Origin of the sequence: Oligella sp. HMSC05A10 (assembly GCF_001808335.1) — a bacterium.
In the GTDB taxonomy this organism is placed as follows: domain Bacteria; phylum Pseudomonadota; class Gammaproteobacteria; order Burkholderiales; family Burkholderiaceae_B; genus Oligella; species Oligella urethralis.
Window position 1 is genome coordinate 134,808 of sequence record NZ_KV792937.1, and the last position, 20,888, is coordinate 155,695.

20 protein-coding genes and 1 pseudogene are annotated in these 20,888 nt (G+C 45.6%); 16 read left to right on the forward strand and 5 right to left on the reverse strand.

Annotated elements, in window-relative coordinates; genetic code table 11:
• The first annotated feature begins 21 nt into the window (after positions 1–21).
• From HMPREF3144_RS08450 to HMPREF3144_RS08465, 4 genes are all read left to right on the forward strand, one after another.
• A complete protein-coding gene (locus HMPREF3144_RS08450; protein ID WP_048766950.1) occupies positions 22–1,332 on the forward strand; it encodes a replication-associated recombination protein A in 1,311 nt (436 codons plus the stop codon).
• Between the two features lie 19 nt (positions 1,333–1,351).
• Positions 1,352–1,993, forward strand: coding sequence for a prealbumin-like fold domain-containing protein (locus HMPREF3144_RS08455; protein WP_036558766.1), 642 nt, complete (start codon positions 1,352–1,354; stop codon positions 1,991–1,993).
• A 173-nt stretch (positions 1,994–2,166) separates the two neighbouring features.
• On the forward strand, positions 2,167–2,706 hold the full coding sequence (locus HMPREF3144_RS08460) for a hypothetical protein (protein WP_018026729.1): 540 nt from the start codon (positions 2,167–2,169) through the stop codon (positions 2,704–2,706).
• A gap of 199 nt (positions 2,707–2,905) precedes the next feature.
• Complete coding sequence (locus tag HMPREF3144_RS08465; RefSeq protein ID WP_018026730.1) at positions 2,906–3,415, forward strand: hypothetical protein; 510 nt, start codon at positions 2,906–2,908, stop codon at positions 3,413–3,415.
• A 63-nt stretch (positions 3,416–3,478) separates the two neighbouring features.
• On the opposite strand, the gene HMPREF3144_RS08470 is transcribed toward HMPREF3144_RS08465, so the two are convergent.
• Complete coding sequence (locus tag HMPREF3144_RS08470) at positions 3,479–3,955, reverse strand: hypothetical protein (RefSeq protein ID WP_018026731.1); 477 nt, start codon at positions 3,953–3,955, stop codon at positions 3,479–3,481.
• A gap of 130 nt (positions 3,956–4,085) precedes the next feature.
• On the opposite strand from HMPREF3144_RS08470, the gene HMPREF3144_RS08475 reads away from it, so the two are divergent.
• Together HMPREF3144_RS08475 and HMPREF3144_RS08480 are read left to right on the forward strand one after the other, a co-directional pair.
• Positions 4,086–4,652 carry a ribonuclease domain-containing protein gene (locus HMPREF3144_RS08475; protein ID WP_070477418.1) on the forward strand — a complete coding sequence of 189 codons (567 nt, stop codon included), beginning with the start codon at positions 4,086–4,088 and terminating at the stop codon, positions 4,650–4,652.
• Positions 4,643–5,020 (forward strand): barstar family protein, encoded by a 378-nt coding sequence (locus tag HMPREF3144_RS08480; protein ID WP_070477420.1) that lies wholly within the window; start codon positions 4,643–4,645, stop codon positions 5,018–5,020. Before HMPREF3144_RS08475 ends, HMPREF3144_RS08480 begins: the two co-directional genes overlap by 10 nt.
• Here the strand turns inward: HMPREF3144_RS08480 and HMPREF3144_RS08485 are convergent.
• Together HMPREF3144_RS08485 and HMPREF3144_RS08490 are read right to left on the reverse strand one after the other, a co-directional pair.
• Positions 5,017–5,406: a DoxX family protein gene (locus HMPREF3144_RS08485; RefSeq protein ID WP_070477422.1), complete on the reverse strand. Its 390-nt coding sequence runs from the start codon at positions 5,404–5,406 to the stop codon at positions 5,017–5,019. The genes HMPREF3144_RS08480 and HMPREF3144_RS08485 overlap by 4 nt on opposite strands.
• A gap of 103 nt (positions 5,407–5,509) precedes the next feature.
• Positions 5,510–7,852 carry an NADP-dependent malic enzyme gene (locus HMPREF3144_RS08490; RefSeq protein WP_018026735.1) on the reverse strand — a complete coding sequence of 781 codons (2,343 nt, stop codon included), beginning with the start codon at positions 7,850–7,852 and terminating at the stop codon, positions 5,510–5,512.
• 466 nt (positions 7,853–8,318) lie between these two features.
• Between HMPREF3144_RS08490 and HMPREF3144_RS08495 the strand changes: the two genes are divergently transcribed.
• The 9 genes from HMPREF3144_RS08495 (at position 8,319) to HMPREF3144_RS08535 (ending at position 19,447) form a co-directional block, all read left to right on the forward strand.
• On the forward strand, positions 8,319–11,189 hold the full coding sequence (locus HMPREF3144_RS08495) for a 2-oxoglutarate dehydrogenase E1 component (protein ID WP_070477423.1): 2,871 nt from the start codon (positions 8,319–8,321) through the stop codon (positions 11,187–11,189).
• 117 nt (positions 11,190–11,306) lie between these two features.
• Entirely contained in the window at positions 11,307–12,500 is a 1,194-nt protein-coding gene (odhB, locus tag HMPREF3144_RS08500; protein WP_018026737.1) for a 2-oxoglutarate dehydrogenase complex dihydrolipoyllysine-residue succinyltransferase, read from the forward strand.
• Between the two features lie 80 nt (positions 12,501–12,580).
• Positions 12,581–14,011 (forward strand): dihydrolipoyl dehydrogenase, encoded by a 1,431-nt coding sequence (gene lpdA / locus HMPREF3144_RS08505; RefSeq protein WP_018026738.1) that lies wholly within the window; start codon positions 12,581–12,583, stop codon positions 14,009–14,011.
• A 117-nt stretch (positions 14,012–14,128) separates the two neighbouring features.
• On the forward strand, positions 14,129–15,220 hold the full coding sequence (gene zapE, locus HMPREF3144_RS08510) for a cell division protein ZapE (protein WP_018026739.1): 1,092 nt from the start codon (positions 14,129–14,131) through the stop codon (positions 15,218–15,220).
• Between the two features lie 30 nt (positions 15,221–15,250).
• Complete coding sequence (locus HMPREF3144_RS08515) at positions 15,251–16,645, forward strand: tryptophan--tRNA ligase (RefSeq protein ID WP_070477425.1); 1,395 nt, start codon at positions 15,251–15,253, stop codon at positions 16,643–16,645.
• 17 nt (positions 16,646–16,662) lie between these two features.
• Positions 16,663–17,367: an AzlC family ABC transporter permease gene (locus tag HMPREF3144_RS08520; RefSeq protein WP_070477426.1), complete on the forward strand. Its 705-nt coding sequence runs from the start codon at positions 16,663–16,665 to the stop codon at positions 17,365–17,367.
• On the forward strand, positions 17,364–17,678 hold the full coding sequence (locus HMPREF3144_RS08525; protein ID WP_048766925.1) for an AzlD family protein: 315 nt from the start codon (positions 17,364–17,366) through the stop codon (positions 17,676–17,678). Before HMPREF3144_RS08520 ends, HMPREF3144_RS08525 begins: the two co-directional genes overlap by 4 nt.
• Before the next feature lie 244 nt (positions 17,679–17,922).
• Entirely contained in the window at positions 17,923–18,123 is a 201-nt protein-coding gene (locus HMPREF3144_RS08530; protein ID WP_018026743.1) for a CsbD family protein, read from the forward strand.
• A gap of 118 nt (positions 18,124–18,241) precedes the next feature.
• The gene (locus tag HMPREF3144_RS08535) at positions 18,242–19,447 is read left to right on the forward strand and encodes a benzoate/H(+) symporter BenE family transporter (RefSeq protein ID WP_070477428.1); all 1,206 of its coding nucleotides are present in this window, start codon (positions 18,242–18,244) and stop codon (positions 19,445–19,447) included.
• Positions 19,448–19,654: 207 nt separating this feature from the next.
• Here the strand turns inward: HMPREF3144_RS08535 and HMPREF3144_RS08540 are convergent, their stop codons facing one another.
• Entirely contained in the window at positions 19,655–20,365 is a 711-nt protein-coding gene (locus HMPREF3144_RS08540) for a zeta toxin family protein (RefSeq protein ID WP_070477430.1), read from the reverse strand.
• Positions 20,366–20,367: 2 nt separating this feature from the next.
• Positions 20,368–20,604, reverse strand: coding sequence for a hypothetical protein (locus HMPREF3144_RS08545; protein WP_036558735.1), 237 nt, complete (start codon positions 20,602–20,604; stop codon positions 20,368–20,370).
• Positions 20,605–20,677: 73 nt separating this feature from the next.
• On the opposite strand from HMPREF3144_RS08545, the pseudogene HMPREF3144_RS11470 reads away from it, so the two are divergent.
• A pseudogene (locus tag HMPREF3144_RS11470) lies at positions 20,678–20,836 on the forward strand (benzoate/H(+) symporter BenE family transporter); the annotation flags it as partial.
• Between the last annotated feature and the right edge of the window lie 52 nt (positions 20,837–20,888).

The following is a 20,888-nucleotide window of genomic DNA, read 5'->3' on the forward strand; positions in this document are numbered from 1 at the left end:
CATGCGCCTTTAGCCGAACAAATGCGCCCAACCACTTTAAATGAAGTCGTCGGGCAGCAGCATTTATTGGGTGAGGGCAAGCCTTTGCGTGTTGCTTTTGAAGCGGGCCGCCCGCACTCCATGATATTTTGGGGGCCACCAGGCGTGGGTAAAACCACCTTAGCTCGTTTAATGGCTAATGGCTTTGATGCGCAGTTTATTGCCATTTCTGCCGTATTGGGCGGGGTGAAGGATATACGGGATGCGGTCGATCAAGCAAAAATAGCCCAGAGTCAAGGTCGCAAAACCATCCTCTTTGTGGATGAGGTGCACCGCTTTAATAAGGCGCAGCAGGATGCCTTTTTACCTTATGTGGAAAGTGGTCTTTTTACTTTTATCGGTGCCACTACTGAAAATCCCTCCTTTGAGGTGAATTCGGCCTTATTGTCTAGAGCGCGGGTTTATGTATTAGAGTCCATCAGCGAAGCCGACCTACAGGAGTTACTGGTACGTGCGTTGAAGCTGTATAACCAGCGTCTTCAAAGCACAGCAGATGAGCGTGGTGTCGAGGCTAAGCTTATCCAGATCGATGAAGTGGCTGCCGAGCAATTGGTGGCATGGGCTGACGGTGATGCACGCCGTCTCATTAATGTGCTTGAGGTGGTATTAGAATCGGCGGAAAGCGCTCACATCACAGAAATTAATGAATCCTATTTAGAGCAGTCCTTACCTAATAATTTGCGTCGTTTCGATAAGGGTGGGGATGCCTTTTACGACCAAATAAGTGCACTACATAAATCAGTGCGTGGTTCCGATCCGGATGCCGCTCTTTATTGGCTCTGTCGCATGCTGGATGGGGGTGCCGATGCACGATATTTGTCACGACGCATTATTCGTATGGCGTGGGAGGATATTGGTTTAGCGGATCCGCGTGCCTTACAAATTTGTAATGATGCGGCCACGACCTATGAGCGTTTGGGTAGCCCCGAAGGCGAGTTGGCGCTAGCGGAGGCGGTGATTTATCTGGCTGTTGCGGCTAAGAGTAATGCCGCCTATATGGCCTATAATCGCGCCAAAGCCTTTGTGCAAAAGGATAAAAGTCGCCCGGTACCAGTCCATCTACGTAATGCACCAACTAAGCTGATGAAGGAGTTAGGCCATGGCAAGGCTTATCGTTATGCGCATGATGAGCCGCATGGCTATGCAGCGGCTGAGCAGTACCTGCCGGATGGCATGGCCAAACCGTCTTGGTATCAACCGGTTGAGCGTGGTTTGGAAATACGTATTGGTGAAAAAATGGCTTTTTTGCGTGATTTAGATCGTCAATACAAAGCTGCTAAATCAAAGAAATAAAGCGCTTAAGCAACTGTTCTTGCGCACAGTTTGGGCAATCTTTTGTAAAATCAATATTTCGCTAGAAACGATTTCTACTGCGCTGATTTGGCGCATTAAGTTTATGATTAATCTTCGCAATCCTAAGTTTTTATCATTGGCTGCACTGTGTTTATTGACAGCCTGTTCAAGTACTAAGCAGCTTGGTAGCATCGATCACGGTGTACGTAAGCAAGTACCGCGGCTAGCTTTTAATCCGGCTGATATCCGTCAGGGTAGTAATTATACACAGTTGGTGGGACGTGCTTTTATCAGTGATTATAAAAACTACGGTGAGCGTACAGGGGCTTTGATTGATGTGATTTTAAATCCAGTTTCTGCGAGCAGCACCCAGTGGTTTGAGGAGGTTTGCCGTCGTGGTAATGTGCTGAGCGGCCCAGTGAGTGAGGCTTATCGTTCACGTATTCGCACGGTTAAGACGAATCAATACGGGCAGTTTGTGTTTACCGATGTGCCGCGGGGCGACTACTATTTGTCTGCCAGGATGTACTGGTTAGATACCAAACCCTTTACGGGACCGGTGCAATACGGCGGTTTAGTCGCTAAAAAAATTAGTTTGAGAGACTCGATTGAGACCATTGATTTACATGATAAGGATCGCTGCCAAGCGTATTATCATTAATTGAAAAATGCTTAGTAAAACCATGATACACAAAATTCATTTTGCTTTTGTTGCCTTTCTTGTATAATCCAACTAAGTTCAAGTAAAGTTTTAGATTCACCATCTAAATCATTGAAATTTAAATAATTTTTTACATTTTCAAATTAATTTAAAGCCTCAAAGAGGATCCATCTATGCAATACAAACGCGCATTAAAATTTGCCACCTTATCTGCCGTCGTCCTAGCTTTATCTGCTTGTGAGACCTTTGCTTTTAAATCCAATGAAGCGGCAGATGCCGATCAGAAAGCGGTGGCGGCTAAAACGCCCCAAGCTGCTCCAGTGTCACCTGTGATCGCTAAGCGCCAGGGCACGAATGAGTTAGCAATTTACGTAGGTAGTAAGAATGCTAAAAAATCAGCCAAGGAGCAATCACTTAAGGTGGGTGATACGCAATACTACACTAGCGGTATTGTGCTAAAGCGTGATGATATCCAAAATGCTTTTGTTGCTAAAACACTATCGGATGAACCGGCCTTAGCCCTACGTCTAAAGCCTGATTCAATTGCTAAACTTAGCAAAGCTCGTAAGGGCTATAGCCATATCTTAGCGAGTATTAATGGCAATGTGATTTCTACTGTTGAGGGTGCCAATAGCAATCTGATGGACAGCGTGTTATTGATGCCAATGCCTACGCTGGTGAGCGCACGTGATGCGGCTGATTTAATCCGCTAATTGTCGCTACTGCCTAATTAGTCTAAAATTCATTAACAGTTTAGGATGTAGTATCCTAAACTGTTAATATTTTATACATTGTTTTATTATTGATCACTTGAGTTCTCACTCTATATGATGTAACTTTAAAATGTTTTGGTAGCGCTGCAGGCATATCAGCGGATCAAATTTTTTTAATAAATTAAGAGGAACTACGATTATGAAATTATCTCGCAAGTTAGCATTGGCGGTTTTACCAGTGGCTTTCGCCTTAGCTGGCTGCCAAACTACTGGTACGACCACAGCGCAAGCTGATGCAGCACAAACAGTACAAGCTGAGTCAGCATTACAGGTTTACCAAGCTTCTGTGACGCCAGTTCAAGGTTTCCGTCCTGTACAAATTAGCGAGCAGCAAACGATTTATGTGTCAGCTACTCCTGTATTCACAGCGGCAGAGGTTACTTCGCATGACATCGTTGCTGACCAAAATAATAATATCTACATCGCGCTTAATGTTAACGACAAGGCTAAAGCAGCTTTAGATGCAGTACCTGATAACCGTGGTTATGCAATTGCTGCCATCAACCGTGCTAGCAACCAGACAGAGGCCGTTTCTTTCAGCGGTATCCGTCAATCAGCTAACCTATTCTTATTCCGTGTTAGCAATGAAGGCGTTGCTTCTGCGGTAGTTGATTCAGTGTGGCCACAAACTAATCAAGCTGCGAAGTAATTAGCTCGCAATTAAGTGCAAAAGCCCGGTTTCAAACCGGGCTTTTGTCATTGTGGGGATGTATTAGTTGCTATCGGCAGCTTCGCATTGCTGTTTGAACTGCTCCATCATCGCTTGGCGAGAGAGTAACTGATCGCTAGGGGCACTTTTGATGCTTTCCGTAATTTGTGAGAACATCTCAATATCATCCTGCGTAAACTCATCTAAACCGGCTAGGTACTGCGTGATGGCTTCGGTCGATTTACCCTCTATATGCATATCATAAATCACACCGATAGTCTCAGCTGCTTTGCTGCAACTGGTCTTACTCGCCTTTGTGTCATCACTGCTAGCGGTTGCCCCGAAAGCCTCCTCTGGGCTAATTTCTTGAGGTGTGGTTGCAGTCACTGGGGGAGGAGCGGCTGGAAGCACGAGTTCCTCCTGTGGAGGAATTTGCTGTTCAGCATCACCAAACAGTGATTTATCGACGGCGAACCAAACTAGGAATCCAATGGCGGCAATGACCAACAAAAGGATTAGAAAATTAATAATGGACTTCATGAACTATCCTGTGAACTATACTTATAATGGTTGAAATACGTCTATAAAGCTAAATTGATTATAAAATAGGCGTCTAGCAAAAGGAATAGGAGTGAATAAATATCATTCCTTTACTAGGACAAGGTTGATCATGATTAATTCCACTACCTTAAGAATAAATCACGTGTCGAGCATTTCTTTAGTTAAGAAAATCGTCGCAACTTTTTTTATCTTGCTGTTGTTGTCAGTGCTGAACCATGCCCATGCCTTAGCGCGGGTGCAAAGCGATCCTAATCAGGGCGAGCCATTAATCTCTTTAGAAGAGGCAAATCAACGTTGTGAAGTGATTTTAGCCATTTTTAATCTAGAAAAGTTGCAGGGGCAGATTAATGTGATTGAGTTAAGTGCTATCGTACGCTCTCTGCGAGACGAAGCGAAGTTGCCGCCCAAGTTCTTGAGCAAAAAAGAGGCGCGTCGCTTAGGCTGGGAGCCGGGTAGAGCCTTTAATGATATTGCCCAGTTACGTGGCAGAGCCCTAGGTGGTGATCATTTTGGTAATTATGAAAAGCGCTTACCCGCTGCTAGGTATTATGAGGCGGATTTGGATTATTTGGGTACAAAGCGTAATATGAAGCGTCTAGTCTATGAAGATGCGGATCATATGTTTGTCACCATTGATCATTATGAAAGCTTTGAACGGGTGCCAGCATGTCATTAAGTCTATCCAAAAAGCAGCAACGCCGCTATAATGCACGCCAATTAAAAAAGTGGCAGCGCAAAAATAGGCTGCTGCCTGCTACTTCTGATAAATGCATTAAGACGCCCCATATTATTCAGCTTGATGGGATTCAATCGCTTGAGGACTTCTACCGACGTTTAGCTGCGGTCGTGCAGCTACCTGCGAATTGTGCCATGAATCTGGACGCATTATATGATGTGTTGACGGGGGAGATTAGCGAGAACATTGTTTTTCGCTGGACTGCGATGGCGCAGGATGTAGCAAGGAGTCCTGCGAAGTTAAGCGGCTTGAGTGATATGTTAAGGGATCTACCCCAAGCCGCAGAAAATCTCCGTTTTGAGCCTTAGTTATAGGGGGTGTTGAGGCTAAAACGACCAGCGCCAATGAGCATAATGCAGATGGCCGCTGCCAAAAACATATACTCTAAGCCGATCACCGAGCCGCCGCTACTATTGAGGGCAGTCAAGCGCGATGCATGCACAAAAATAATTGCAATACTCATACTAAAGGCAATGATCCCGGCTGCCACGCGTGTATATAAGCCAACGATGAGCATCAATGGTGCAATCACTTCACTGATGTACACGCCATAAGCTAAAAATGGGGGTAAGCCGTGTGCGTTAAGCGTGTGTGGAATATGCCCTAAGCCATACTTAACCTTATGAAAGCCATAAAGTAAAAGCAACACCCCTAAGCTAAGGCGTAGAATGAGTTTTCCTAAATCATAAGCCATTTTTGATAATTTCCTCTTTTACTTCCTAAAACAAAGCACTATGATCTTAAACAAGAAGAGGACCTGGGGTGGTCCTCTTGCTCGTAATTACAACAAATTAGTATTATTCGCTGTCGGTTTTTTTAACCGCACTTTGAATTTTAGACTCAATTAGCCCCTCAGGCACCCTGGTCTCACCTTGGGCATCAGCCGCCGCCAAGGTTGCCATATTGATGATGCGGCGTGTGGTGGTGCTAGTGGTCAGAACATGGATGGCTTTATTTGTGCCTAAGAGCACGGGACCCAGCACAATACCACCACTGGTCATTTTTAAGAGATTGTAGGTGATGTTACCTGCATCTAGATTTGGCATGACGAGGACATTGGCCTGACCGCTTAAGCTGCTACTTGGTAAGGAGCTTTTACGAATTTTTTCGGAGAGTGCGGCATCGGCATGCATTTCACCATCCATCTCCAAGTCCGGCGCAATTTCTGCCAGAATTTCTCGGGCCTTGGCCATTTTAATAGACGAGGCAGTACGACGATTACCAAAATTTGAATGTGACACTAAGGCTATCTTAGGGACCATACCGAAGCGTTTGACTTTTTCTGCGGCCATCAGCGCAATTTCTGCAATTTGCTCGGCCGTGGGATCCTCATTGATATGGGTATCGCAGAGGAAAAGTGTGTAGTCCGAGCTGAAAATCACATTCATCGCAGCCATGGTGCCGCTTTTTAGTGAGGAGCCTGTGATATCACGGATATAATCGACCTGATTGTTGAAGGAGGCATTGACACCGCAAATCATGGCATCACCATAGCCTAACTCGATCATCAGTGCACCAATGATGGTATTGTGCTTACGTACCATCGCTTTGGCGACATCCGGCGTGACTCCGCGACGAGCCATCAATTGATGATAATGCGGCCAGACCTCGTTAAAGCGCTCATCATGCTCCGGGTCAACCACCTCTAGATCGGGGTGGCTTAAATAGCGTAGCCCCAATTTTTTGGAGCGCATTTGAATCACTTCAGGGCGACCAATTAAAATAGGCTTGGCGATTTTTTCATCTAGCACCGTCTGCACAGCACGTAACACACGCTCATCCTCACCGTCAGCAAAAATCACTCGCTGCTGTTGATTTTTTGCCAGCTTCAACAGCGGACGCATTAACTGGCTGGATTGATAAACAAAGGCATTGAGGCGAGCTTTATAGGCTTCCATATCCTGAATCGGACGAGTCGCCACACCGCAATCCATGGCTGCTTGTGCCACCGCTGGCGCAATGGTAATAATCAGGCGTGGATCAAAGGGCTTGGGAATAATATACTCGGGGCCGAAGTTTAAGTCCTCACCCGCATAGGCACTGGCTACCTCTTCATTCGTCTCAATTTGGGCTAATTCGGCAATGGCGTGTACGCAAGCCATTTTCATCTCTTCGGTGATGCAGGTTGCACCTACGTCCAGGGCGCCACGGAAGATAAAGGGGAAGCACAGTACATTATTCACTTGATTCGGATAGTCTGAACGGCCAGTGGCGATAATGCAGTCCGGACGTGCTTCCTTGGCCTCTTCAGGCGTAATTTCAGGATCGGGGTTAGCTAAGGCTAGGATTAATGGTTGCTCAGCCATGGATTTAACCATATGCTGAGTGAGAACCCCCTTGGTTGAGCAACCCAGGAAGATATCCGCACCGGCGATAGCATCGCCGAGGGTGCGCAGCTCGGTGACTTGTGCGTAGCGAGCCTTATTTTCCTCAAGATTTTCCTCGCGTCCCTCATAAATGACGCCGCGCGAATCGCAAACATAGATATTTTCTTTGTTAAGACCGAGGCTGACTAATAAATCCAAACACGCAATAGCCGCAGCGCCAGCACCGGAACAAATGAGTTTTACTTGATCAATGGCTTTATTAACAAGTTTTAGGCCGTTAATAATCGCAGCTGCAGAGATAATCGCAGTGCCGTGCTGATCGTCGTGGAACACGGGGATATTAATGCGTTGACGTAAGGCTTTTTCAATATAAAAACACTCAGGCGCCTTAATATCTTCCAGATTGATGCCGCCCAAGGTCGGTTCTAGTGCAGCGATAATATCGACTAATTTCTCCGGGTCTTTTTCATTAAGCTCAATATCAAAAACATCAATCCCGGCAAATTTTTTGAATAAACCGCCTTTACCCTCCATCACAGGTTTTGCCGCTAGCGGGCCAATATTACCCAAACCGAGAACGGCTGTACCGTTAGTTACCACGCCCACCAGATTGGCACGGGAGGTAAAGCGGGCGGCGGCCTGTTCGCCGTCATTAAAAATCGCCATACACGCAGATGCGACGCCAGGGGAATAGGCTAGTGATAAATCATCCTGATTGGCGAGTGGCTTGGTTGGGGTGACGGAAATTTTACCTGGACGGGGAAACTCGTGATAGTCCAAAGCCATTTGACTTAGTTTGTTTTTCTCAACCATAAAATGCTCTCCAACAGAACTGATAAATTTAAAAAAGTAAACGATGCAATTTTTTTTGCTTAGCCAAGTATTTTAAATGCTAAGGCGTTTTTCTAGTATAGGGGAAAACTTAAAGCGCATGATCATCGGTAAAAAAGTTTAAGAAACTGCTCCAACCATCTATCAAAAATTTACTTGAGTAAAAAGTTGTTTTTTTACTAGCATTGATGCTATAGAACTTATGGAAAACACTGAGAGAGGCGGGTTTTATAAAGGTTCTGAGTGCTATTTATAAGACAGAAGTGCTAGACTAGTTTATACTGATGTGAAGTATATTGGGGTGATGGGTTCTATCCCCTTACTTTTGCTTTTTGTACAGGTAGTCTTTAGGGACCCTTGCTATCCGCCTATCGGTGAAGGCCGTACGCGGAAGGTTACTTCACAATCTGCATCCTTTTCGGTGAAACACTTAAAACGGTGAGGCATAATGTCAACTTTTTTAGAGAAAAATATTTCTTCCTACCTTTTCGGCAGTAATGCCGCTTATGTAGAGGAGCTTTACGAGGCTTATTTGGCAAATCCAAATAGCGTCGAAGAGTATTGGCGAGATTACTTCGATCAGTTACAGGATCAGCCTGCGACAGATGGTAAAGCAGAGACTCGCGATCAAAACCATTCCTCTGTGATTGCATCCTTTGTTCAACGCGCCCGGGAAAATCGTCTTGCCGTGAAGGCAGATAGCCAGCTTAGTATGGAGATGGCGGGTAAGCAGCTTAAGGTGCAGCAGTTAATCGCAGCCTACCGTTCATTAGGTTTGCGCTATGCACAGTTAGACCCCTTAAAGCGAACTGAGCGGCCAGAGATTCCTGAGTTGGATCCAGCATTTTACGGTTTAACTGAAGCCGATTTAGACGAGACCTTCTCTGCGACCAATACCTATTTCACTAAAAACGAGCACATGACCTTACGCGAGCTGATCGAAGCGCTGCGTAATACCTACTGTCGTAGCGTTGGTGTGGAGTATATGCATATCTCCGATCCTAAGGCTAAGCGTTGGATTCAGGAGCGGGTTGAGTCATCGCAGTCTAGTGCCTTGTTGACCGATGCCGAGAAAAAGCGCATCTTGCAGCAATTAACCGAGGCTGAGGGTCTGGAGCGTTATTTGCATACTCGTTATGTGGGGCAAAAGCGTTTCTCTCTTGAAGGCGGCGAGAGCTTTATCTCGGCCATGGATGAACTGGTTAACCATGCCAGTAGTCACGGCACGCAAGATGTGGTTGTCGGGATGGCGCACCGTGGTCGCTTAAATATGTTAGTTAACATCATGGGTAAGATGCCCGGTGATTTATTTGCTGAGTTTGAGGGCAAGCAGGACGGTGCTTTAACTGACGGTGACGTTAAGTATCACAGCGGTTTCTCTAGCGATATTGACGCCAAGGGCGGTCCGATTCACTTGACCCTAGCCTTTAACCCGTCACACTTAGAAATTGTTAATCCGGTGGTTCAGGGTAGTGCCCGTGCCCGTCAAGAGCGTCGCAACGGTAATACTCAGCAAGTGTTGCCAGTATTAGTGCACGGTGATGCCGCCTTTGCCGGTCAGGGGGTGGTGCAAGAGACGCTGAATATGTCTCAAACCCGTGGTTACTCTGTGGGTGGTACCATTCACGTCGTGATTAATAACCAGATCGGTTTTACCACCTCCGATCCGCGTGACTCACGCTCTACACTGTATTGTACCGACGTTGTCAAAATGATTGAGGCGCCGGTATTCCACGTTAATGCCGACGATCCTGAAGCGGTGACCTTTGCCACTCGTTTGGCGGTGGATTATCGTCAGGAGTTTGGTCATGACGTGGTGATTGATATTATTTGTTTCCGTAAATTAGGTCATAATGAGCAGGATACCCCATCCTTGACTCAGCCTTTGATGTATAAAACAATCGCTAAGCACCCAGGTACGCGTCAGCTGTATGCGGATAAGCTATTAAAGCAGGGCGTACTCGAAGAGGGCGAGTCTGAGGAGATGGTTAAGGCCTATCGTCAGGTGATGGAAGAGGGTAATCGCACCGTTGAGCCGGTCTTAACTGACTACCAGCGTAAGTATGCGATTGACTGGACGCCTTTCCTAACTGCAAAATGGACCGACCATGCAGAGACAGCCCTCCCGATTTCTGAATTGCAGCGCTTAGGTCAAGCGATTACAACCATTCCTGAGACCTTTACGCCACACCAGTTAGTTAAGCGCTTGCTTAACGATCGTCGTGCCATGGCCAATGGTGAGATGAATTTAGACTGGGGTATGGGTGAGCACTTAGCTTTTGCCAGCCTTTTATCTAACGGTTATCCAATCCGTATTACCGGTCAGGATTCAGGTCGCGGTACTTTCGTGCACCGACATGCGGTATTCCATGATCAGAGTCGTGAGCGTTGGGATGAGGGTACCTATATCCCCTTACAGAACTTAGCTGAGGATCAGCCTAAATTTACCGTGATTGACTCTGTTTTATCCGAGGAAGCGGTACTAGGTTTTGAGTATGGTTATGCATGTTCTGAGCCAAATACCTTAACCATTTGGGAGGCGCAGTTCGGTGACTTCGTCAACGGTGCGCAAGTCGTGATTGACCAGTTTATTACCTCTGGTGAGGCCAAATGGGGTCGTCATTGTGGCTTAACAATGATGCTGCCACATGGCTATGAAGGTCAAGGACCGGAGCACTCCTCAGCACGTATTGAGCGCTTCTTGCAGCTATGTGCCGATCATAATATTCAATGTGCACAGCCGACCAATGCCGCGCAGATTTTCCACTTGCTGCGTCGTCAGATGATCCGCAAGTTCCGTAAGCCTTTAGTGATTTTTACGCCTAAGTCTTTACTACGCAATAAGGATGCTACATCACCGCTCAGCGATTTTGCTGAAGGTGAGTTTAAGCTCATTATTGGTGAGAGCAATCCTGACATTATTAAAGACAAGGTCAATCGTGTCTTAGTTTGCTCAGGGCGTGTTTACTACGATTTAGTGAATCAGCGCACTGAGCGTGAGGCGAATGATGTGGCCATTGTTCGGGTTGAGCAATTGTATCCATTCGCGCACAAGGAATTTGAGGCTGAATTACAGCAATACCCTAATGCCAAAGAAATTGTTTGGGTTCAGGATGAACCACAAAACCAAGGTCCTTGGTTCTATATCCAACATCATATTTATCAAAATATGTCTGCGGGTCAGAAGTTGGGCTATGCTGGTCGTGCCGCTTCTGCTTCACCGGCAGTGGGTTATTTAGCCTTACACAATGAGCAATTAAAATCATTATTGGAGCAGGCATTCAGTCCGCGCCTTCGTGGTTTTACCTTAACTAAGTAGTACCTGGACGCAGGCCCCTTAAGGCGTATTAAGCGCAAGGGCCTGTGAGGGATTTAAAGATTTTTTAAAGCGTAATACTCATTTATTCATTACGAACAAGTTTAAAGGAACAAAATTATGTCAATCGTTGAAGTGAAAGTACCTCAGTTTTCAGAGTCCGTATCCGAGGGTACCTTATTAGAGTGGAACAAGCAGGTTGGTGAGGCCGTGTCTCAGGACGAGACCTTAATTGAGATTGAAACCGACAAGGTAATTATGGAAGTGCCATGTCCGGCTGACGGTGTTTTGGTTGAAATCATTGTCCAAGGTGGTGAAAACGTCGAATCCGAGCAATTACTTGCCAAAATTGATACCGCTGCCAAAGCAACTGCCGCAGAGCCTGCCGCTGCCGCTGAATCAGCACCTGCTGCCGCCGCCGCACCTGCCGCTGCTGCTACCAAGGGTGATGTAGCATCGCCTGCTGCTGCTAAAATTTTATCTGAAAAGGGCTTAGACGCTTCCGCTGTTAGCGGTACTGGTAAAGATGGTCGGGTGACCAAAGCAGATGCACAGGCTGCGCAAGCAACGGCCGCAACAGCTGCTCCTGTACAAATTGGTCAGGCCCTTGATGGTCGTCCTGAGCAGCGTGTACCAATGACTCGTTTACGTGCCCGCGTTGCTGAGCGTTTACTACAGTCACAGCAGGAAAATGCGATTTTAACCACGTTCAACGAAGTCAATATGAAGCCCGTGATGGATCTTCGTGCGAAATTCAAGGAGCAATTTGAAAAAGAGCACGGCGTGAGACTTGGCTTTATGTCTTTCTTCATTAAAGCAGCTGTGGCAGCACTTAAAAAGTACCCACTACTTAATGCCTCTATCGACGGTAACGATATTGTTTACCACGGTTACTTTGATATTGGTATCGCTGTTAGCTCACCGCGCGGTCTCGTAGTACCTATTTTGCGTAATGCCGACCAGTTGTCATTGGCTGAAATCGAAAAAACCATTGCCGAGTTCGGTGCCAAGGCGCGCGAGGGTCGCCTCAGCATTGAGGAATTGACCGGTGGTACTTTCTCAATCTCTAATGGCGGCGTCTTTGGTTCTATGATGTCTACGCCGATTATTAACCCACCGCAGTCCGCAATTTTAGGTGTACATGCAACCAAAGAGCGTCCAGTGGTTGAAAACGGTGAAATCGTTATTCGTCCAATGAACTACTTGGCACTTTCTTATGACCATCGTCTAATTGACGGTCGCGATGCAGTGCTTGGCTTGGTGGCAATGAAAGAAGCACTAGAAGAGCCTGCTCGTTTATTGTTAGACCTCTAAGCTAGCGTCATTGAATCATTAACGCCCCGCATAAAAGGATATGTTCGGGGCGTTATCAGTTAAATCGAATTGGAAGAGTTATGAGTAAAGAGTTTGATGTAGTAGTTATTGGTGCAGGTCCTGGTGGTTATATTGCAGCCATTCGTGCGGCACAGCTAGGTAAATCGGTGGCATGTATTGATGCATGGGTTGATGCTGATGGCAAGCCCACCCCTGGCGGCACATGCACTAACGTGGGTTGTATTCCTTCTAAGGCTTTATTACAGTCTTCAGAGTACTATGAGCATGCCAAGCATGGCTTTAAAGAGCATGGAATTGAGCTTAGCTCGGTTAAGCTTAAAATCGATCAGTTCTTAGGTCGTAAAAATGAAGTCGTACAGCAAAATAACGATGGAATCCTGTTTTTATTCAGAAAGAATAAGGTTCAGTTTTACTCTGGTAAAGCGTCTTTTGACGGCAAAGCGGATAATGGTCGCTACAACATTCTAATCGATGGTAAGGATAAAGGCAGTGTTAGTGCTGAGCATGTGATTATTGCTACAGGCTCTGAACCTCGTGCTTTACCAGGTCTTGAGTTTGATGAAGAGCTGATTTTATCTAATACCGGCGCTTTAGCGATTCCTGCCGTACCTAAGCGTCTAGGCGTGATCGGTGCTGGTGTGATTGGCCTGGAGTTGGGCAGTGTTTGGCGTCGATTAGGTGCTGAAGTTACCGTACTTGAAGCCATGCCGAAGTTTTTATCAGTAGCGGATGAGGGTGTTGCTAAGGAAGCGGCTAAGCTATACGCTAAGCAGGGTCTCAAAATTGAGGTTGGGGTCAAGGTTGGCGATATCAAAACCTCTGCTAAAAAGGTCACGATTAAGTATGACAATGCCAAGGGTGAAGAGCAGACCTTGGAAGTCGATAAGCTGATTGTGTCGATTGGACGTGTGCCTACTACCGCCGGCTTAAATCTTGAGTCCATTGGCCTAATGACCAATGAACGTGGGTTTATTGAGGTTGATGAGCATTGCCATACCGAGCTTGAAAATGTCTGGGCTGTGGGTGATGTGGTGCGTGGTCCGATGCTTGCGCATAAAGCGGAGGAAGAGGGCGTGGCCGTAGCTGAGCGTATTGCGGGTCAGCATGGTTCGGTTAATTATGATCTGATTCCTAATGTGATTTACACCTCGCCAGAAATCTCTTGGATTGGAAAAACTGAGCAACAGCTTAAGGAAGAGGGTAAAAAGTACAAAGCGGGTCAATTCCCCTTTATGGCTAATGGCCGTGCCCGTGCTTTAGGTGACACCAATGGTTTTGTTAAAGTCTTGGCTTGCGCCGAAACGGACGAGGTCTTAGGGGTGCATATTATTGGCCCGATGGCTTCCGAGCTGATTGCTGAGGCAGTAGCGATTATGGAGTTTAAAGGCGCTGCCGAGGATATCGGACGGATTTGTCACGCTCACCCGACCTTGTCTGAATCATTAAAAGAAGCGGCCTTAGCGGTTGATAAGCGTAGCTTAAACTTCTAATTCATCGTGTCCGAGGGAGAGCGGCTTAAGCGCTGATGTCTCTTATAGACAATGTGTCATAAGTGCCCTATATTAAGTGAGCTTGATTAGGGCACTTTTTATTTTTTAAATCACATTATGAACGTCATTCATCATTATCGTAAGGCCTTGGCTGACAAGAATTATGTGGCCGATGCGGCGCAGGAAAAAGCCATTATGCGGCTGCAGGATTTGTTCGAGGAGTTGATCGACTTTAAGGATCAGCGTAGCGGTTTTTTTAAGCGTATGCTTAATCGCCCGGCCGTACCTAAGGGCGTTTATATGTGGGGTGGTGTAGGTCGAGGCAAAAGCTTCTTGATGGATTCTTTTTATAATTACCTACCTTATAAACGCAAAGTACGCATTCATTTTCATGAGTTTATGCGTAGTATCCATCAGCAAATGCAAAGCATTCGTGGTACTGAGGATCCCTTAGATGTGGTGGCCAAGCAAACCGCTGAAAAGTACCGCCTGATTTGCTTTGATGAGTTTCATGTGTCGGATATTGCGGATGCGATGATATTGCACCGCTTGCTGGAAAAGCTCTTTGAGTACGGCTGCACCTTTGTGATGACCTCCAACTATGAGCCCTCCGAGTTATATCCGGACGGTCTGCATCGTGAGCGATTGCTACCTGCGATAGATTTAATTAAGCGAAAAATGGATGTGCTCAATGTCGATGCTGGCATTGATTATCGTCGTCGTACCTTGGAGCAGGTACCGCTGTATTATCAACCCCTCAACCCTGAAAATCGTCAGGCAATGGAGAGTTTATATAAGCAACTTAGTGGTGCTGAATTGAAAGTTGAACTATTGACGGTAGAAAATCGACCGTTACAAGCCTTGGGAGTAGCGGGTTCGGTGGCGTGGTTTGACTTTAAAACCTTGTGTATGGATAATCGTTCACAAAATGACTACCTCGAATTGGCTAAGCGTTTTGAGACGATTTTTCTTTCCGATGTGCCTAAAATGAGCGCTGCCCAAGCCTCACCGGCGCGTCGTTTTACTTGGTTGATTGATGTGCTGTATGACTATAAGGTAAAGCTGGTAATGAGTGCGGAAGTGCAGCCAGCCGAACTGTATACCGAGGGTGTATTATCGAATGAGTTTTTCCGTACTGAGTCGCGCATTACGGAAATGCAGTCTAAAGAGTATATGCAGCAAGCGCGTCGAGACTACGTAAACCTTTAAATGTAAATTAATTGATGGAGTATGTTGCCAATGAATGCTAAGCAAGGGCAAAGCAAAATTCAACGTGTCTTAACTGGTGTGACCACCACGGGCACGCCTCACCTAGGTAATTACGCCGGTGCGATTCGTCCGGCAATTGAAATGAGCAATCAGCCAGACGTGGATGCGTTTTTCTTTTTGGCAGATTACCATGCTTTAATTAAAGCGGATGATGCTGCGCGTGTTGAGCGCTCGCGTTTAGAAATTGCTGCCACTTGGCTAGCCGCCGGTTTAGATACGGAGCGAGTCACGTTTTACCGGCAGTCGGATATTCCCGAGATACCGGAGCTATCATGGGTCCTAACCTGCTCTACGCCTAAGGGGCTGATGAATCGTGCCCATGCATATAAAGCCAGTGTGGATGCGAATAACGCGGCCGGGGTTGAGCCGGATGATGGTGTTACTATGGGTTTATATTCCTATCCCATTTTGATGGCGGCAGATATTTTGATGTTTAATGCGCATAAGGTACCGGTGGGTGCCGACCAGGTGCAGCATTTGGAAATGGCACGTGATATTGCGCAACGCTTTAACTATCACTATGGTAACGGTCGTGATTTTTTTGTCTTGCCTGAAGCGCAGGTGGCTGAAGGTGTGGCAACCTTGCCGGGGCTTGATGGACGTAAGATGTCCAAGAGCTATAACAATATCATTCCGCTCTTTGCAGGCGATGCTAAACAGTTGCGCCAAGCGATTGCGCAAATCAAAACTGACAGCAAGTTACCGGGCGAGCCTAAGGATCCGGACAGCTCTAATCTCTTTATGATTTATAAAGCCTTTGTTGAACCTTCTAAGGCGCAAGCTTTTGCGGCAGAATTACGTGATGGCTTAGCCTGGGGCGATGCAAAAAAAATGCTGGCTGATGAGTTAGAAGGCATGATTGCGCCAATGCGTGAGCGTTATGTGGAATTGATGGCTAAACCTGAACGCATCGAGGAGATTTTATTAGACGGTGCGGCTAAAGCGAGAAAAATTGCGCAGCCCTTGATGGCAGAGATTCGACAGGCAGTGGGTTTGCGCCGCTTTCATGCCGTAAAAACGGCTGATACAGCACAGGAAAAGGCTGCAAGCAGTAAAAAATCGTCTAAGATGCCTCGCTTTATCAGCTTTAAAGATGATACTGGGCAGTTTATGTTCCGCATGCTCAGTGCAGAGGGTGAGGAGTTATTACGCTCAGTCTCATTGCCTAATCCCCAAGTGGCCGGTCAAGAAATCCGCACTTTACAAAATACGCCTGAATCCATTCAGTTTGAATTAGTGGATGGGCTGTATCAGCTATCACTTAATCATCAGTTAGTGGCCTTTGCGGTTGATGCTAAAGGGCTTGGTGCAGAGGCTTGGAAAGCGAAGTTCTTAAGTGAATTGGCTTTGTTTAAGCAAGAGTAATTTTTCAATGAGGTAGTATGGGGAAGCCGCATCCAGCACTCACGTATCAAGCCACTTGGTGTGCATTTAAGGAAATGCTGCCGGTGGCTGCGTTTGTGGCCATTTTTGGCTTAGCATTTGGTTTGGCCGCAGTACAGACAGGTCTGGATGGTCTCAGCACGGTGTTGATGAGTGCTGCGGTGTTTGCGGGCGCTTCACAATTTGCGACCCTTGAGCTATGGGGCGAGCATGTACCCTTAGTGCCTCTGATTGCCACGGTGTTCTTTATTAATGCACGGCATATTCTAATGGGCGCTTCAGTTTATCCCTGGTTTAAGGATATCCCCCTGCGGCAGCGCTATCAGTATTTACTCGTTATTTCCGATGCGAATTGGGCTAAGGCCATGATCAAATACAATCATGGCAAGTCCGGCTTGTCTGATATTGTCGGCGGCGGTTTGGCGCTTTGGTTGATGTGGGTAGTGGGTACTTGGCTAGGCTTGTATTTCGGCTACTTAATTCAGAATCCGCGCGCCCTAGGCTTGGATATGGTGATGTATTGCTTTCTTTTAACCATGGTGCTTAGCGGGCCTAAGGATTTGCGTATTGCGATTATCTGGTTGGTATCAGCGCTAGTGGCTGTCTTAGCCTATTGGTATTTACCAGAAAATATGCATGTGGTCGTTGGTGCCTTAGCCGGTGGTTTAGTGGGACTATTTTGGAAAGAGAGGGCAGCAACATGAATTGGGCTATTAGTACCGAATATCCTCTGCTGATTGTGTTAGTCATGGCAGTGGCTACGCTGATGACTCGTTTAGGCGGCGTATTTATTATGCAGTTTGTGCCGATTAGTGATGCGGTCAGACGTTTTATTGGTGCGATGTCCGGTTCAGTGCTGGTGGCTGTATTAGCCCCAGTGGCTGTGGAGGGTGATGTAGGTGCCCAGTTGGCAATGCTGACGACACTGGTGTTGATTTTGTTGTTTAGACGCCCACTACTCGCCATCACCGCGGGTTTTATGATGGCGGCCTTGAGTCGTTATTTACTCACTTAATATTGTCCAAAGGCTTTGTAATAATTTGCTTGCATGGTAGCAACAACTCAGTCATCGTTGTCTTACGTTAATGACTAGCATAATCTGCCAACAGGTCTAGGGCAGAGGATGGTAGCGGGGTGAGTGAGAATTTGGGTGGTCCAAGGTGCACTAACATTGTCTTAAGCTTTTTGATAATTGCTCACGCTTTATCTAGCGCTGATGGTCTATAGTGAAAACTCACATAAGCAAAAGGAGCAATATGATGAATAAAGATATTTTAGAAGGTAAGTGGGAACAGCTTAAGGGTAAAGTTAAGGCGAAGTGGGGCGATTTAACGGATGATGATATTGCCGAGATCAAAGGTAATTCACAGTACCTAGCAGGTAAGTTACAAGAGCGTTATGGACGCACCAAGGAAGAAGCCGAAAAAGAAATTAATGCGTGGTTAGACGAGCACAAATAAGTCGCACTATCTAATTATTGATTACTCATTAAAGCAGCTTGGCGCTTATGGTCAAGCTGCTTTTGCGTGTATAGGCCTGGCTAATCTGTTATATACTTTAAGAAATTTTAAAAAAATAATGAGACAAGCCATGCTTAAAGATATTTCCCTTTCAGCCGTTATTGCTGGTCTGTTGGCAGTGATTATCGCCTACTGTGGACCACTAATTATTGTGTTTCAAGTGGCTACCTTGGCAGGTGTATCCACCGAGGATATGATGAGTTGGATTTGGGGGATTTCCTTTGGCGTGGGGATTAGTGGGCTGGTACTCAGCTATTTATCCAAAATGCCTATTATGACCGGCTGGTCGGTGCCCGGCACCGTGCTTTTGCTATCCTTATTTCCCACCTTGACGGTAGCAGAAATGGTCGGCGCGCATATGCTGGCCGGTATGATGATTGTGATCATCGGCCTATCCGGACATTTTGATAGGCTGATGGCGTGGATTCCCCAGGGGGTAGCAGGTGGTATGTTGGCTGGTTTGTTATTTCAGTTCGGTGCGGCAGCCTTTAAAACCATTAGCGTATCCCCCGTGTTATTGATCTTGATGTTGTCGGTTTATCTTCTTGGTAAACGTTATTTTTCAAGGTATAGCATTGTGGCGGTTTTTGTCGTTGGTTTAGTCTTTGTGATGGCTACTGGCCAGGTTCATACCGAGGCCTTTAATTTGCAATGGGTGATGCCTAAATTAATTGCGCCAGAATTTAGTATTTACAGTATTTTGAGTTTGTCTGTGCCCTTGGTTTTAGTGAGTTTAAGTGGTCAGTATCTGCCGGGGATGGCGATTCTAAAGGTGGATGGTTATCATCAAGTTAAGTCGCGACCCATTATGGTGATGACCGGGGGTGTGTCGACCCTAGTGGCCTTAACTGGCTCAGCCAGTATTGTGTTGGGGGCGATTAGTGCAGCCATTGCCACCGGACCTGATAGTCACCCGAACCCGGATAAACGTTATATTGCTGGTATGAGTAATGGCTTGTTTTATATTGTTGGGGCCTTTTTGACCAGTGCTATTGTGACATTATTTGCTGTGTTTCCGGCAGAGTTGGTGGCGATTCTGGCTGGTCTCGCCCTTATGTCCTCAATTAATGCCAATATTGTGTTAGCGGTGGAGGATAGGGAAAATCGTGAAGCGGCGTTATTGACGTTTATGGCGACGGCTTCTGGCATGAGCTGGTTTGGGCTCGCTTCTGCCTTTTGGGGTATTGTGATCGGTATGTGTGCTGCTTTACTTTTTAATACGAAATTGCGTGGTGGGATCCGGTCTTTATTAAAGAAAGCCTAGGGGTGAGGAGTTAAAAACTTGCTAAGACAGGCTTTTTTGCGCATCACCACGCACGGTATAAAAGCCATATCATTTCACTAAGAGCTGTTTCAAAAAATGGGGTAGGTTCAAGCTCACTCGCCAGTAGGGCAAATGTAATTTCAAAAAAGTTTATAACTTTGCTTTATATTTATTATCTTTTTGCGCTTAATTAAGGTGTTGTTTATGTTAATTATTCAGCGGCTGATTTAATTCTTTTTTGATGATTTCCCCTATATTTTTCTGTTTATTTATTTCGCTATCAAAAATAATTTTGTTTCGATTTCTAATTAAAAATTGGTCAACCAATCCAGAATTTAAAATGACTTCAGCCACTTTAGGCAACCTCTTAACCATGATGGCATGAATATTTTCAGGGACGTAACGAGGATAATCACCTGTTAATTTCATTTTTTCGGCTCGCTCTTGAATACTTTTTTTGCTTAAATATTTTGAGCAAGTACAAACAAAAACTTTTGTTGAATAATTGTTAGCTTTCAATTCTGAAAGCATAGCTAATGAGGGGTGTTCAGTTCTAAAGGTGGTTTCTAAGATAATATTATATTTTTCTTTAACCGCTTTGCTAAAAACTTGTTTTGTTATTTCCCAGGCAAACTCCCCTGTGTATTTTCCTGCGCCTTCACCATGTATTTTTTGTATTTCTTCATAATATTCATGGTATTTTCTATATTCATCCGTATTTATAACTAATACGTTATCTAGTGTTTTTAACAACTCTTCAATTGCTTGTGATTTTCCTGCCCCTGCTTGACCTCCGACAATAACACCGAAAGGTTTGTTATGTTCAGGCGTTGCCCCTGTTGAATTTAAAAGAAAATCCCATATCAATGGTAATTTATCTTTTAAATCCTTATGTAGATCATAGATTTCTATATTCAAGTTTATCTTTTTAATTTAGGCAAGTCTTTGTATCGGTTGATAATGGTTCGGACGTTTTTAACAATATCATCAAAATCCAGTTTTTCTGGTTTTGAACGGTATATGGTCATACGTAAATTAGCCAAGTATTTTATATCTTCGCTTTCCTCTAACTCAGCTCTTTGTAGTCTAGAAAGCATGGTTGCGCTTGCGGTTGCCACAAACTCAATAAGTACATCTTTTTCCATTAAAGTAGCCATTTAAAACTCCTTTTTAATTGATGTATTATATTACATCAGTTGAGCTTTTGCTTTTTTAGGCTCTTCTTTTTTTCGTGAAGCGGCGTTATTGACGTTTATGGCGACGGCTTCTGGCATGAGCTGGTTTGGGCTCGCTTCTGCCTTTTGGGGTATTGTGATCGGTATGTGTGCTGCTTTACTTTTTAATACGAAATTGCGTGGTGGGATCCGGTCTTTATTAAAGAAAGCCTAGGGGTGAGGAGTTAAAAACTTGCTAAGACAGGCTTTTTTGCGCATCACCCCTA